The following is a 13958-nucleotide window of genomic DNA, read 5'->3' as shown; positions in this document are numbered from 1 at the left end:
CCCGGAGACTCCCGAATGAAACGTGTCGCAAAATGGCTGGGCGGTATCACGCTCGGCCTGTTCGTCCTGGCGCTGGCCCTGGTCGCCCACACCTGGTATTTCAAGCCGCTCAAACTGGACTGGTTCTACACCCGTGTGTTCGCGGCATTCGCCGTGGAGAGCCCGGAAATGCTGTCCTCCATGCGCATCCTGCCAGGCTGGCTGGACTTCTACAGCAAGAAGCTGGATGACGCCTCCCCTGCCCATACCGCCAAACAGTTCGCGAAGCTGAAGCAGGACCTGGCCGTCCTGGAAAGCTATGGCACCGAAGGCCTGGATGCCGAAGGCAAGCTGTCTTACGAATCACTGCGCTTCTTCCTGAAGAACCAGGTGGAAGGCGAGCCGTTCATGCACCATGGCTTCCCGGTCAACCAGATGATGGGCGTGCAAAGCATGCTGCCGCAGTTCATGACCGACGTGCACCAGGTCACCACCAAAGGCGAGGCGGAAGCGTATATCACGCGCCTGGACCTGTTCCCGACCAAGTTCGGCCAGGTCGCCGAATCGATCAAGCTGAGTGAAAGCAAGGGCATCGTGCCGCCGAAATTCACGGTCGATAAAGTGCTGAAGGAAATGCAGGCCGTCGTGGCGCAGCCAGCCAAAGAGCATGTGCTGTACACGAATATGCGCGACAAGCTGGCCAAGGTAAAAGACCTGGCCGACGCTGACCGCGCTGCCCTGCTGGCGCAAACCGAGAAAGCAGTGAAGGACAGCGTCTATCCCGCTTACGGCAAACTGATCGAAACCTTCACCGCCCTGCAGGCGAAAGCCACTGCCAACCAAGGCGCCTGGAGCCTGCCAAACGGCGAGGCCTACTACGCCTGGTCCGTGCGCTCGCATACCACCTCGAACATGACGCCGCAGCAGGTGCATGACCTGGGCCTGGCCGAAGTGGAGCGCGTTGGCGCCGAGATGGATGCCATCCTCAAAGGCGAAGGCCTGAACGAAGGCACGATCGGCAAGCGCGTGCAGCAGCTGGCTTCACGTCCGGAGCAGCAATACCCGAATACCGACGAAGGCAAGAAAGCCATGCTGGCGGAGTACCAGGCGATCCTGGACGAAATCAATAAAGGCCTCGATCCGGTCTTCGATGTGCGTCCGAAACTGGGTGTGGAAGTGCAGGCGGTGCCGGTGGCATCGCAAGCCACGGCGCCAGGCGCCTATTACATGCAGGGCTCCTTCGACGGCAGCCGTCCGGGCGTGTTCTATGCGAACATGCGCGCGCCGGGCGAAACGCCGAAATTCGCAATGCGCACGCTGGCTTACCACGAAGGCATTCCGGGCCACCACTTCCAGATCGCGATCCAGCAAGAGATGACCGGCGTGCCGTTCTTCCGCAAGATCATTCCGTTCACGGCCTACCATGAAGGCTGGGCACTGTACGCGGAACGCCTGGCGGCGGAACAGGGCTTCCAGAAAACCCCGCTCGACAACCTGGGCCGCCTGCGCGATGAAATGATGCGCGCCACCCGCCTGGTGGTCGATACCGGCATCCACTACAAACGCTGGACGCGCGAGCAGGCCATCGACTACATGATGAACAGCACCGGCATGAGCGAAGGCGATGTAACGGCGGAGATTGAGCGCTACTTCGTCAATCCCGGCCAGGCGCTGGCTTACAAGGTAGGCATGCTGAAGATCCTGGAATTGCGCGAACACGCGAAGAAGGAGCTGGGCGCCAAGTTCGACTTGAAGCAGTTCCATAACGAAGTGCTGGTGCACGGCGCCCTGCCAATGACCCTGCTGGAAGGCGTGGTCAATGACTGGATCGCCAAGCGCAAGTCGGCGTAGGCTATTCCTTCTTCTTATCGCCCATCATTTCACGACGCTTGGCTTGCAACTCCCGCTCGCGGGCGTCGATCACGGACTGGTCGTAATAGGTGGCGTCCGGCGCCTTGCGCGCTAACGCCAACTGGTCCAACGCGGCCAGCACGCCGCCCAGCAGCACATACGATTCCGCCAGCGAAATATGCTGCAGGGCGATCTTGCCCTGCTTGGCATAGGCCTGCGCCATATAGTCATGCAGCTCCGGCTCGCGGCGGTACATCTGCAACTGGTCGCGCAGGAAGCGCGCCGCGTCCTCATACTTGCCGCCCTTGATCATGGCGTCCGCGTACTGCCACACAATCCCGCGCGACAGCGGGAAGCGCGCCTGCGCGGCCTTCGCCTCCTCAATGGCGGCGGCGATCGTCTCCGGCTTGTCCTCCTGCGCCAGCTTGATCTCCAGCGACATATAGGCCAGCGCGGAATCGCTGATGCCTTTCGGTATCGGCGTGCTGAACGCGCCCGCCATCGGCGGTTTATCGATGGTGGCGCGGGCCTTGTCCAGCCACTCCTGCGCGGCGCCGTATTCCGAGCGCTTGAGCGCCAGCATGGCCAGACCGTACTGCCCGGCCGCCACGTTCTGGCGCCCAGGCTGCGTCAGCTGGTTGCGGAACACGGCTTCGGATTCGGACAGGCCCTTGCTGCTGCTATCCTGCAGCACGCGGGCACGCGCGCGGATCAGGTGGAAGTCCATGCCGTCCACGCGCGGGCGATATACCTGCTCGCGGATACGGGCCTGAATGTCGGCGATCCGTTCCGTGGTCAGCGGGTGCGACATCAGCCAGGGCGGCATCAGGTCGCTGTACAAGCGCGTGCTGTTCTGCATGCGCTGGAAGAAAGCCACCATGCCGCTGGCGTCATAGCCTGCCGCATTCATGATCTGGAAGCCGATACGGTCCGCTTCGCGCTCGGCATCGCGGCCGAAATTCAATTGGCGCTGGATCGCCAGGCCCTGCCCGCCCATGAAGACGCCCATGGCGGCATCAGGGCTGGACTTGGCGGCCAGGGCAGCCAGCAGCATGGCGGCCAAGGGGATCAGCGCATCGTTTTTCTGTGCCCCCAACTGGCGCGCGATATGGCGCTGCGCGACGTGGCCGATTTCGTGCGACAGCACGGAGGCCAGCTCGGATTCGGTCTGCGCCGCCAGCAGCAGCGCGGAATGGACGCCGATATAGCCGCCAGGCATGGCGAAGGCGTTCAGGTTTTTGTCGCGGATGGCGAAGAAGTAGTAGTCCAGGTTGGCGTCGCCGCGCGCGCCGGGCCGGGCATCCACCAGCTTGGAGCCGAAGGCGTTCAGGTATTCGATGATGGGCGGATCGTCCAGGTAGTCGCGCTCAAAGCGCAAGCCCTGCATGATCTCTTCGCCCAGGCGCTTCTCCATCACCGGCGACAGATCTTCGCGCGAGGCGTCGCCCAGCGTGGGCAAATCAGGCTGTTGCTGCTGCGCCTGCCCCGCCGGAGCGGCCATCAGCAAGCCGGAAACCAGGGCCGCCAGCAAGGGGCGGCGAAAATGTAGTGCATTCACAGTGCTATCATACCCGTTCAACAAGAGACTTCTGCAATGACCGAACACCTTACTCATTTTGACGCTGCCGGACAGGCCCATATGGTCGATGTCGGCGCGAAAGCCGAAACCCACCGCATTGCCGTCGCCACCGGCAGCATCCGCATGAAGCCGGAAACGCTGGCGCTCATTCTATCGGGAACCGCAAAAAAGGGGGACGTGCTTGGCATCGCGCGCATCGCCGCCATCATGGCGTCCAAGCGCACGGCTGACCTGATCCCGTTATGCCACCCGCTCGCCCTGACCCGCGTCGCCGTGGACTTTACCACTGATGAAGCCAGCAGCGCCGTGCACTGCCGCGCGCAGGTGGAAACCTACGGCAAGACCGGCGTCGAGATGGAGGCCCTGACCGCCGTGCAGGTCGGCCTGTTGACCATCTACGACATGTGCAAGGCGGTGGACCGGGGCATGGCCATGACCGATATCCGCGTGACCGAAAAGGCCGGCGGCAAGTCCGGCGACTGGAAGGCTTGATGCTGCGCCGCGCCGCCCTCGCCTGCTGCCTCGCTGTGCTTACCGCCTGCGACAGTGGCGATGGCGGCGGCGCGGCCAGCGTGGCCAATGTCGAATGGCACCGCACCGACCTGAATGCGCACGTGGCACGCTGGCTGTCGCTGGCGCCGCAGCCTTCGGGCCAGATGCAGGGCGAGTTTGAGCGCGGCTGGCAGCCGACCCGGAACGGTGTTGGCGAGCTGACCTTGCATAGCCGCGTGGTCTACACCATGCTGGTCGGCTACGAGGCGACCGGTGACCAGCGCTACCTGGATGCGGCGCGACGCGGTACGGACTACATGCTGCAGCATTTCCGCGACCCCGAGTTTGGCGGTTTCTTCCAGCGGCTGGATGCCCAGGGCAAGCCGATCAATCCGGTCAAGAACACCTACGGCCACGCTTTTGCCCTGCTGGCACTGGCGCATGCGGCGCGTGTAACGGGCGACCCGAAATACAAAGACGCGGCGCTGGCGGCCTGGCACGATATCCGCAGCAAGCTGCGCCACCCGCAGGGCGGCCTGCGCATGATCGCGCCACGCAATTTCGCGCCGGGCGATGGGCGCAATTCGCAGAACCACCTGATGCATATGTTTGAGGCCTTGCTGGCCCTGATCGACGCGACGGGCGACCAGGCGGTGGTGGCCGATGCGCGCGAGCTGGGCGACTTTGTGCTGAACAAACTGATGGTCGGCCTGCCCTCGGGCGGGGCCTATATCCCGGAGTGGTACGACGCACATTGGCAGCCGCTGGCGGGCGGCGAAGGCTATATCGACCTGGGCCACCAATTCGAGTGGACGCATTTGCTGCGCAGCGCGGAACGGCGCGGCTTGCCGCCCATCTATTCCGATGTGGCGGACCGTTTGCTGAAGTACGCGGTGGCGACCGGGTATGACGAGCAGGATGGCGGCATCTTCAATCGGGTCTACTCCGATGGCCGGGTCGACCGCAGCAAATTCTGGTGGCCGCAGGCGGAAGCAATGCGGGCTTTTCTGGCGCTGCCGGGGCGGCCGGACATGGTGCGTCGTTACCTGGAGACACAAGAGTTGGTCGACCAGCAATTCCTGGACCGGGAGAACGGCGGCTGGCACCTGGCGCCGAAAAAAGCGTGCGGCGGGGGCGCTTGCGGCAAGCTGCAACCCGACCCGTACCACCTGGTTGGCCTGCATTGGACTGCCCTGTCATCGAAATAATAGTCACTGCCCATCATTATTGTACAATGAGCAATTGCTTACGAATGGACAATAACGACGATGGCGGGCGAAAGCAAGTTGCAGGAATACGCGTTTGAGCAGATGAACCTGCAGGTGGGTGGCCGTATCCAGCTGATCACCCATCGCACGCTGCGTCCCATCCAACATTTCTCCACTGTGATCGGCTGGGTCAAGGACGAGTATATGATCGTCAAGATCCCGCAAGAGAATGGCATGCCAATCGCGATCAGCGAGGGCGACAAGCTGACGGTGCGCGTGTTTTCGGGCGTGAACGTGTGTTCTTTCTCGACGGTGGTTCAGCGTGTTTTCCTGCGGCCATTGATGTACGCCCATGTCAGCTTCCCCAACGATATCCAGGGAACCAGCTTGCGCGCGGCGATGCGGGTCAAGGTCGATATCCCGGCGCAGATGGTCCGCGACGATGGCCAGCATGCTTCGGTATTCATCACCAACCTCAGCGTCTCCGGCGCCCTCATCGAGTCGGCGCAGCCGCTCAGCCGCGAGGGTGACGTGGTGCAGCTGGACTTCACCTTGCTGGCGCCGCCGGATGACCGCCAGGTGCGTATCAATACGCCGGCGCTGATCCGCAATGCCAGCGTGGCGCAGTCGCAGAAGGTAGAGGGGAAGGATGTGTTCAGCTACGGTGTGCAGTTCACCGGGCTCGATCCGGCGCACTTTACCTTGCTGCAAAATTTGACTTACGAGGCGATGCTGGCCGATCGCCAGAAGATCGTCTGACCAATGAAAAATGCCGTTCAGTCTACACTGAACGGCATTCTTTTTACTTCAGCTAATCAGATTACTTGTTGTTCTTCATCAGCGCTGCTTTAGCGACTGGGTTGACCACGGTGGTGGACACGGTCCAGACAACGTTGGCGGCAGCTTTGCCGGTGACAGGGTCGATGAAAGATGGGGTGAAGACGACGTCTGCATCTTCTGCAACATCGGTACCCAAGCCCTTAGCCAATTTCGCGGTCAGAGCGCCGTTGGCCTTAGCGTAGGTCACAGATTTAACTTCTTTGGTTGCCTGGAATGGAGGTACGCCGTTGACGGTGGTGCCGTCTGCCAGGGTACCGCCTACGTCACAGAACTCCAGGTCACCGCCAGCTTCTTGCACGCAAGTCACAACTGCGGTTTTCACCGATTCCACGCTGCCCAGGACGTTGCCCATTTTGGCTTTGATGGTGTAATCGGAGTAGGCCGGGATTGCCACTGCGGCCAGGATACCGATAATTGCCACAACGATCATCAGTTCGATCAGGGTGAAACCGGCTTGAGCTTGGCGCTTGATCATTTTCAGGGATTTCATTTTGCTACTCCTCAGGTGAAAAACTAAAATTTGGGTCCGACACCTGGGTATTCGCAACTGGCGTGCCAGCTCGTTTTTGCCTAATCTTTAAGCAAAAACGCCCTGAAATTGTCACGGATTGTCACTTTCAGCCTGCACTCTGACGATTTTTGTCGTGCCGCTGACAAAAATGGGCAAAAAAAACCGGGCTGACGCCCGGTTTTCTTCTTAAACAATATTACGGAGCTGGGGTTGCAGCAGCGAGGTTGTTCTTCTCGATCGCTTGAATTGCAGCCTTATTGGTGACGCCGGAGTGGCCGTTGGTCCAAACGACGTTGGCTACTGGCGCCTCAGGGGTACCAAAGTCGCCAGCCATGGTGATCTTCGCGGTGTCGGAAATTCCAGAACCCAGGCCTTTCTGCAGCACAACGGTCATGGTACCGATGTTAGACGAGCCACCTTCCCAAGTGATGTCGGCGATTTCTTTGGTTGGCTTAAACGGTGGAACAGGGCTGTCTTTCACGCCAGGGCCGCACTTGGAGCGGTCACCTGCAGCTTCTTCTACGCAAGTTGCGATCTTTTTCTTAACGTCGCCAGCCACGTCCAGCACGTTGCCGATCTTCGCTTTCAGGGTGTAATCAGCGTAGGCAGGGATTGCAACTGCGGCCAGGATGCCGATGATCGCAACAACGATCATCAGTTCGATCAGGGTGAAGCCGGCTTGTGCTTGCTTTTTAATCATTTTCATCGATTTCATCTTAATAATTCCTCACAGTGGAAAAAGCGTTAAAGTTGCTGCCATTCACTATGAGCAATTGGCGTGCCAGCATCTATTTTCCCCAAAACAACTTGTTTTTGGACAATTAGTGTCACTTTTGGCACTATTGACTGACAATAATTGTCGAAAGACAATAACTTGTCAAATAGCAGTGACAAAAGTTGTCAGAAAAACTGACGCAATGTGTCAGTTAGGCAAGGCGAAATGCCATCTGGATACCGCTGAGGTCGAGGACGTCGCCTGCTTTCAGGCGTTGCGGCTGGCGCGCCAGGGGGGCGCCGTTCAACAGGGGGGAGTTGGCGCCTTCCACATGGGCGGCGGAGTAGCCTTCTGCGGAGCGGGCAATCACCACCACTTGCACGCCGGGGCGGCCCAGGCTGGTGACGGCCTTGGTCAAGCTGAGGGTTTTACCGGCATTGCTGCCGTTGAGGACTTCTATATGACCGAGCGGCAACTGGGCGGCTTCGGCTGGCGGCGCGGGCGGTGGGGCCGGCATAGCGGGGACCGTGGCGGCGTGCGCGGCCAGCGGGCGGATGCCGTCGGCGATGAATTCGAGGTGGTATTTGGCCATTTTGATCACATCCTTGTTTTGCAGGAAGTGCTTACCGATGCGGTGGCCGTTGACGAAGGTGCCGTTGGTGCTTTGCAGGTCTTCGAGGAAGGAGTCGTCGAGGATGGTCGTGATAATGGCGTGTTCGCCACTGACCGCGCCATGGGCCAGGACGATGTCGTTGTGCTTGTGGCGGCCAACGCTCATGCGCTCTTTAGTGAGCTGCACGGTTTGTTCCACTATGCCTTCGCGCATCACGAGGAGTTTTGCCAAATCGATATCCTCCGAACAAATAAAAACGGGGAGCCGAGGCTCCCCGTTATCATACAGCTACTATTACAGCATTGCCTTCAGCAGGCGAGCCATTTCGGATGGGTTCTTGGTAACCTTGATACCGCAGGCTTCCATGATTTCCAGTTTGGCTTGCGCGGTGTCGTCGCCACCAGAGATCAGCGCGCCGGCGTGGCCCATGCGCTTGCCTGGAGGAGCGGTGACACCGGCGATGAAGCCCACGACTGGCTTCTTCATGTTGTCCTTGATCCAACGCGCTGCGTTGGCTTCGTCCGGACCGCCGATTTCGCCGATCATGATCACAGCGTCGGTGTCAGGATCGTCGTTGAACATGCGCATCACGTCGATGTGCTTCAGGCCGTTGATCGGGTCGCCGCCGATACCAACTGCGGAAGACTGGCCCAGGCCCAGTGCGGTCAGCTGGCCGACTGCTTCATAGGTCAGGGTGCCGGAACGGGAAACCACGCCGATACGACCCTTCTTGTGGATGTGGCCTGGCATGATGCCGATCTTGATTTCGTCAGGGGTGATCAGGCCTGGGCAGTTCGGGCCCAGCAGCAGGGTCTTGGAACCGGCTTTAGCCATGCGATCCTTGATTTCCATCATGTCGCGGACTGGGATGCCTTCGGTAATGCAGATGGCCAGGTCCAGTTCAGCTTCTACGGCTTCCCAGATGGCGGCAGCGGCGCCTGCTGGTGGAACGTAGATGACGGAAACGGTCGCGCCGGTTTCCGATGCTGCTTCCTTGACGGAGGCGTAGATTGGGATGCCTTCGAAATCTTCGCCGGCTTTCTTCGGGTTCACGCCAGCGACGAACGCTTCACGGCCGTTCGCGTAGTCGCGGCACATGCGGGTGTGGAACTGGCCGGTCTTGCCGGTGATGCCCTGGGTGATGACTTTGGTGTCTTTATTGATCAGGATAGACATATCGATTCCTTAATTATTTACCAGCAGCGGCGGCAACAACGGCCTTGGCTGCATCTTCCATGGTGTCAGCGGCGATGATTGGCAGGCCGGAGTCGGCCAGCATCTTCTTGCCCAGGTCTTCGTTGGTGCCCTTCATGCGGACGACCAGCGGTACTTGCAGGGACACAGCTTTGGAAGCGGTGATCACGCCTTCGGCGATCACGTCGCAGCGCATGATGCCGCCGAAGATGTTCACCAGGATGGCTTTCAGCTCTGGGTTTTTCAGCATGATCTTGAACGCTTCGGTGACCTTCTCGGCCGTTGCGCCGCCGCCCACGTCCAGGAAGTTGGCCGGCTCGCCGCCGAACAGCTTGATGGTGTCCATGGTGGCCATGGCCAGGCCGGCGCCGTTCACCAGGCAGCCGATGTTGCCGTCCAGGGAGATGTAGGCCAGGTCGAACTTGGAAGCTTCAACTTCCGCTGGATCTTCTTCGTCCAGGTCGCGGTAGGCGACGATCTCTGGGTGACGGAACAGCGCGTTGGCATCGAAGTTGAACTTGGCGTCCAGGGCGATGACTTTGCCGGAACCGGTCAGGATCAGCGGGTTGATTTCAGCCAGGGATGCGTCGGTGTCCCAGTATGCCTTGTACAGGCCTTGCAGGTTGGTCACTGCGTCAGCGATCGAGCCGTCCGGCACGCCGATTTTGCGCGCAACGTCAGCTGCGTCGGCGTCGGTCAGGCCGACGGCTGGATCGATGATCACGTTGTGGATCAGTTCTGGGTGCTTTTCAGCGACTTCTTCAATGTCCATGCCGCCTTCGGAGGAAGCCATCAGGACAACGCGCTGGGAAACGCGGTCGGTCACCAGGGAAACGTACAGTTCCTTCTTGATGTCGGCGCCTTCTTCGATCATCAGGCGGCGAACTTTCTGGCCTTCCGGGCCGGTCTGGTGGGTCACCAGCTGCATGCCCATGATCTGTTCGGCGTACTCTTTCACCTGTTCCATGGATTTGGCAACTTTCACGCCGCCGCCTTTACCACGGCCACCGGCGTGGATCTGTGCTTTTACAACCCATACTGGGCCGCCCAGGGTTTCAGCAGCTTTCACTGCCTCTTCCACGGACATGCACGGGATACCGCGCGGTACGGTCACTCCGAATTTTCGGAGGATTTCTTTGCCTTGATACTCATGGATTTTCATGCTGGCTTTCCCTTCTTTCGAATACCTGTAGATTTGGTTAGATGTATTTTGTACAGCACCTAGGCTGCGTCCGCCTTGTTGACGGACCAGCGTGGGTAGAACTCGGCAACTGCCCCGCCATCGGTCTTGAGGGCGTGGCACTTGTCAAGCTGGAACGGTTTTTCAGTCGCAGTGCTGGAGCGCTCGTTCACCGGCCAGACGTCGTTGGCAAAGGCTTGCACGGCTGCCGTGGGCAGCACCTGGGCCAATTCAGTCAAGTGGGTACAGCCCTGCACACCGGCCAGCCGCTCCTTGACCGCTTGGCGAAAACCCTTCATCAGGTTCAGGCCGATCAAGGCTTTGTAGGCTGGGCCAATGGTGTTGCAATGGCCAGGATAAGGAACGGCGTCCGAACATGCTTCGGCATCGATGATGGTCAGCTGCTTATCGACAGTCACGCGCAGCCATAGGTCGTGCAGGGCTTCATTGCCCTTGCGCGGGCCAGATGCCAGCATGGTGTCGAAGGATTTAATGTCCGTGATATGGGCGTCAAGATCCCACAGGCCATCCTCGCGCGCGAACGCCTGGATGTCTATGGCGCGCGTGTGCCGCAGCGCTCGTCGGGAGACAGGATTTGACAGGGACATAAGACCGATGCCACAAAAAGTGGCCAAAATTATAAGCAGCTAAACAGTACGCCGCAGCTTCTACGGACAACCACCGCACCCGCGGTGCTGCATAAAACTCTCGAAGTGTAGCATACCTTTGGTGTCCTTCCGCCTGCAAAGGCCAGCGGAATCACGAGCTAAACAAAGCAAACTGCCTAAAATTTTGCTCGTATGGTTCCTGCTGCTGGCAGCTTTGCAACGCTACTCACTTCACAGGCGATTCGGGCGCACCCCGCCCTTAAGACATTAATTGCGCCAACCAAATCGGCGTGCGCACGATAGCCGCAAGCGATGCAGGCGAATTCTGCCTGGCATTTTCTGTTTTCCGCTGCAGTTACTCCACAAGACGGGCAAGTGCGACTTGTGTTGCGAGGGGAGACAGGGATGAGTATGCCGCCTCGCCATTGCAGCTTATATTCTAGTTGCCTGCGAAATACTGATCAACCTTGATCACGTATCGATTTGTTTAGTCCTGCCTTGCTCCGAACGTTTGTTCCTGGATTCTCTTTAGTGCCAACAGCGGACTTAGACACACCACTGCGTGTTTTTTGCAAATGGAGGCTGTGACCTTGTGAATGAAGTCGCGACGAGAATTAGCGATATGCATGTCAATACGTTGAACTTTTTCCTTGGCCTTAGTCCAGTTCTTGCCAAATTTCGTTTTGCGACTCAACGCCTGCCGGGCCTTGCGGAGCCTGCATTCGTTCTTCCTGTAACTGTTAACGGGCTCAAAGAAGGAGCCGTCTGAAAGCGTAGCAAAACGCGCAATGCCGACGTCGACACCAACGACCTTGACCTCATCGGAGATCGGTGGAGCAGTCTCACGTTCCGTCAAGATGCTCGCAAACCACTTACCTGCACAAAGACTTACTGTGACACTCCTAACAGTACCCAATACTTCTCGACTTTTTCGGAACCGAAGCCAACCAAGCTTAGGCAACTTTAGACGAGCATTCGATTGATCGCGTTTAAACTGCTTCGAATCCGGAAATCGGAAGCTATCCCGCTTTCCTTTTTTCTTGAAGCGCGGGGCGAAGGCTTTTTTCGAGGTGAAGTTTGCGTACGCACTGTCCAAATTTTTCAACGCTTGCTGCAACGTATGCACTGGTGACGCTGTCAGCCAAGACATGAGAGAGTCGCTACGCCACACAGTCAACTGCTTACATAGCTCAACAAAACTTAATCTCGGCAGGCCCTGCGCCAAGCGTTTTTCTTGTAAGGCTAGTGCATGATTAAAGACATAGCGACAAGCACCGGCAAAACGACACATCTGCAATCGTTGCGTGTCGTTAGGGATCAACTCAAATTTAAAGGACTGATAGCACATAATACTGTAATCATATACAGTATTATGTGCCTCGAGCGCACGCTTGCGTGAGCAAACGACTACAAATCCTCGTCGGGCATAGTGCCTTTCATGGCGGTGCGGATGGCTTTTTGCGAGAAGCCGCGCGCCATGAGGAAGCGCATTTGCTTTTGGCGGCCTTCGGGATCCTCGGCCACTTCGCCGAATTTGCGGCGCCACACTTCGCAGCAGCGCTCGACTTCGTCTTCTTTCAGGCTTTCTTTGACTTCGGCCAGCATCTCGCCGCCGATGCCGTGGTGCTGCAACTCGGCGACGATGCGGCTATTGCCGTAGCGCGCAGCGCGGCGGTGGACCAGGTTCTCGGAGAAGCGCTCTTCCGATAACCATTTGTTTTGTTCGAGGAAATTGAGCAGGGCTTCGACGTCGTCGCCCTCCTCCGCGTGGCGTTGCAGCTTGCGGGCGAGTTCGAGGCGGGAGTGCTCGCGCTGGCTTAACAGGCGCAGGGCGCGGGCTTTTAGGGTGGGTTTGGGGAGGGGCATGCTTTTTTGACCCGGTAAACCTGGGTCAGACCCAAGGGTCTGACCCGGTATATGCCGGAGCCGTTGGCCATAGAACCGACTGGGTCTGACGGGACGGCCATCCGGCTTGGGTCCGACCCAGGTTTACCGGGTTTTAGTCGACAGCTTTGAGCTTAGGCGCTGGCGCCTCGTCACCATCGGTCACGGCAGGCAGCTCACGCACGCCCAGGGCCGCGCGCACCTTGTTCTCAATCTCGCGCGCCAGTGCCGGACGCTCTTTGAGGAAGGTACGGGCATTGTCCTTGCCTTGGCCAATACGCTCGCCGCCGTAGCTGTACCACGAACCCGACTTCTCAACGATCTTGGCATCCACGCCCAAATCGATGATCTCGCCTTCACGGGAAGTGCCTTCGCCATACAGGATGTCGAAGTGCGCTTCCTTGAACGGCGGCGCAATCTTGTTCTTCACGACCTTGACCTTGGTCTCGTTGCCAATCACCTCGTCACCCGACTTGATCGAGCCGGTACGGCGGATGTCCAGGCGCACGGAGGCGTAGAACTTCAGCGCGTTACCGCCGGTGGTGGTTTCCGGCGAGCCGAACATCACGCCGATCTTCATACGGATCTGGTTAATGAAGATCACCAGGGTGTTGGTGCGGTTGATGGTGCCGGTCAGCTTGCGCAGCGCCTGGGACATCAGTCGTGCCTGCAGGCCTGGCAGGGAGTCGCCCATATCGCCTTCGATCTCGGCTTTCGGGGTCAGCGCCGCCACCGAGTCCACCACGATCAGGTCCACGGAACCGGAGCGCACCAGCGCATCGCAGATTTCCAGTGCTTGTTCGCCGGTGTCCGGCTGGGAGATCAGCAGTTCGTGCAGGTTGACGCCCAATTTTTGGGCGTAGGTCACATCCAGTGCGTGTTCCGCGTCGATAAAGGCGCAGGTGCCGCCCAGTTTCTGCATTTCCGCGATGGCTTGCAGGGTCAGGGTGGTTTTACCGGACGACTCGGGACCGTAGATTTCCACCACGCGGCCGCGTGGCAAGCCGCCAACGCCCAGCGCGATATCCAGGCCCAGGGAACCGGTGGAGACAGTTTGCACTTCTTCGATCGGGGCCGATGCGTCCATGCGCATCACCGAGCCTTTGCCAAACTGCTTTTCAATCTGGGCCAGCGCCGCAGCGAGGGCTTTAGCCTTTTCCGAGGCGGGTACTGCGCCTTTTTTGTCGTCCATGATGTTCTTTCGCACTAGATGATTGGGTCACTACAAGCGATACTGTATAAAACTACAGTGCTTTTGACAAGTCCTTTTTCGAAATCTTTGCGAAAGATCAAACACAGGGTAC

The 13958-nt window shown here is 58.9% G+C and carries 15 protein-coding genes; 4 read left to right on the top strand and 11 right to left on the bottom strand.

Annotation, left to right across the window (positions count from 1 at the left end; genetic code table 11):
- Positions 1-15 precede the first annotated feature (15 nt).
- Positions 16-1830 carry a DUF885 domain-containing protein gene (locus tag GTP41_RS01370; RefSeq protein ID WP_161023750.1) on the top strand — a complete coding sequence of 605 codons (1815 nt, stop codon included), beginning with the start codon at positions 16-18 and terminating at the stop codon, positions 1828-1830.
- Position 1831: 1 nt separating this feature from the next.
- Here the strand turns inward: GTP41_RS01370 and GTP41_RS01365 are convergent, their stop codons facing one another.
- Positions 1832-3331, bottom strand: coding sequence for a beta-barrel assembly-enhancing protease (locus tag GTP41_RS01365; protein WP_161023978.1), 1500 nt, complete (start codon positions 3329-3331; stop codon positions 1832-1834).
- Between the two features lie 93 nt (positions 3332-3424).
- Between GTP41_RS01365 and moaC the strand changes: the two genes are divergently transcribed.
- Genes moaC through GTP41_RS01350 form a run of 3 tightly spaced genes read left to right on the top strand, consistent with a single transcriptional unit; the run spans position 3425 to position 5868 of the window.
- On the top strand, positions 3425-3901 hold the full coding sequence (moaC, locus tag GTP41_RS01360) for a cyclic pyranopterin monophosphate synthase MoaC (protein ID WP_161023749.1): 477 nt from the start codon (positions 3425-3427) through the stop codon (positions 3899-3901).
- Positions 3901-5109 carry an AGE family epimerase/isomerase gene (locus GTP41_RS01355; protein ID WP_161023748.1) on the top strand — a complete coding sequence of 403 codons (1209 nt, stop codon included), beginning with the start codon at positions 3901-3903 and terminating at the stop codon, positions 5107-5109. Before moaC ends, GTP41_RS01355 begins: the two co-directional genes overlap by 1 nt.
- 60 nt (positions 5110-5169) lie before the next feature.
- Complete coding sequence (locus GTP41_RS01350; RefSeq protein WP_161023747.1) at positions 5170-5868, top strand: flagellar brake protein; 699 nt, start codon at positions 5170-5172, stop codon at positions 5866-5868.
- 61 nt (positions 5869-5929) lie between these two features.
- On the opposite strand, the gene GTP41_RS27755 is transcribed toward GTP41_RS01350, so the two are convergent.
- The 10 genes from GTP41_RS27755 to recA all read right to left on the bottom strand — a co-directional run bounded on the left by GTP41_RS27755 (position 5930) and on the right by recA (position 13846).
- Positions 5930-6439 (bottom strand): pilin, encoded by a 510-nt coding sequence (locus tag GTP41_RS27755; protein WP_161023746.1) that lies wholly within the window; start codon positions 6437-6439, stop codon positions 5930-5932.
- 217 nt (positions 6440-6656) lie between these two features.
- Complete coding sequence (locus GTP41_RS27750; protein WP_161023745.1) at positions 6657-7175, bottom strand: pilin; 519 nt, start codon at positions 7173-7175, stop codon at positions 6657-6659.
- 211 nt (positions 7176-7386) lie between these two features.
- Positions 7387-8019 carry an FHA domain-containing protein gene (locus GTP41_RS01335; RefSeq protein ID WP_161023744.1) on the bottom strand — a complete coding sequence of 211 codons (633 nt, stop codon included), beginning with the start codon at positions 8017-8019 and terminating at the stop codon, positions 7387-7389.
- A gap of 63 nt (positions 8020-8082) precedes the next feature.
- The gene (sucD, locus tag GTP41_RS01330) at positions 8083-8964 is read right to left on the bottom strand and encodes a succinate--CoA ligase subunit alpha (protein ID WP_161023743.1); all 882 of its coding nucleotides are present in this window, start codon (positions 8962-8964) and stop codon (positions 8083-8085) included.
- A 13-nt stretch (positions 8965-8977) separates the two neighbouring features.
- Positions 8978-10144: an ADP-forming succinate--CoA ligase subunit beta gene (gene sucC / locus GTP41_RS01325; protein ID WP_161023742.1), complete on the bottom strand. Its 1167-nt coding sequence runs from the start codon at positions 10142-10144 to the stop codon at positions 8978-8980.
- A 59-nt stretch (positions 10145-10203) separates the two neighbouring features.
- Positions 10204-10770: a DUF2889 domain-containing protein gene (locus GTP41_RS01320; RefSeq protein ID WP_161023741.1), complete on the bottom strand. Its 567-nt coding sequence runs from the start codon at positions 10768-10770 to the stop codon at positions 10204-10206.
- A 176-nt stretch (positions 10771-10946) separates the two neighbouring features.
- A complete protein-coding gene (locus tag GTP41_RS27270) occupies positions 10947-11177 on the bottom strand; it encodes a zinc ribbon domain-containing protein (protein WP_371867250.1) in 231 nt (76 codons plus the stop codon).
- Positions 11178-11257: 80 nt separating this feature from the next.
- The gene (locus GTP41_RS01315; RefSeq protein ID WP_229502694.1) at positions 11258-12091 is read right to left on the bottom strand and encodes an RNA-guided endonuclease InsQ/TnpB family protein; all 834 of its coding nucleotides are present in this window, start codon (positions 12089-12091) and stop codon (positions 11258-11260) included.
- An 86-nt stretch (positions 12092-12177) separates the two neighbouring features.
- Entirely contained in the window at positions 12178-12636 is a 459-nt protein-coding gene (recX, locus tag GTP41_RS01310) for a recombination regulator RecX (RefSeq protein ID WP_161023740.1), read from the bottom strand.
- Positions 12637-12769: 133 nt separating this feature from the next.
- Complete coding sequence (recA, locus tag GTP41_RS01305; protein WP_161023739.1) at positions 12770-13846, bottom strand: recombinase RecA; 1077 nt, start codon at positions 13844-13846, stop codon at positions 12770-12772.
- Positions 13847-13958 lie beyond the last annotated feature (112 nt).

The sequence above is a fragment of the Pseudoduganella guangdongensis genome (genome assembly GCF_009857475.1).
In the GTDB taxonomy this organism is placed as follows: Bacteria; Pseudomonadota; Gammaproteobacteria; order Burkholderiales; family Burkholderiaceae_D; genus Rugamonas; species Rugamonas guangdongensis.
Note: the sequence above shows the minus strand (reverse complement) of the source record. Positions and strands in the feature narration are given on the sequence as shown.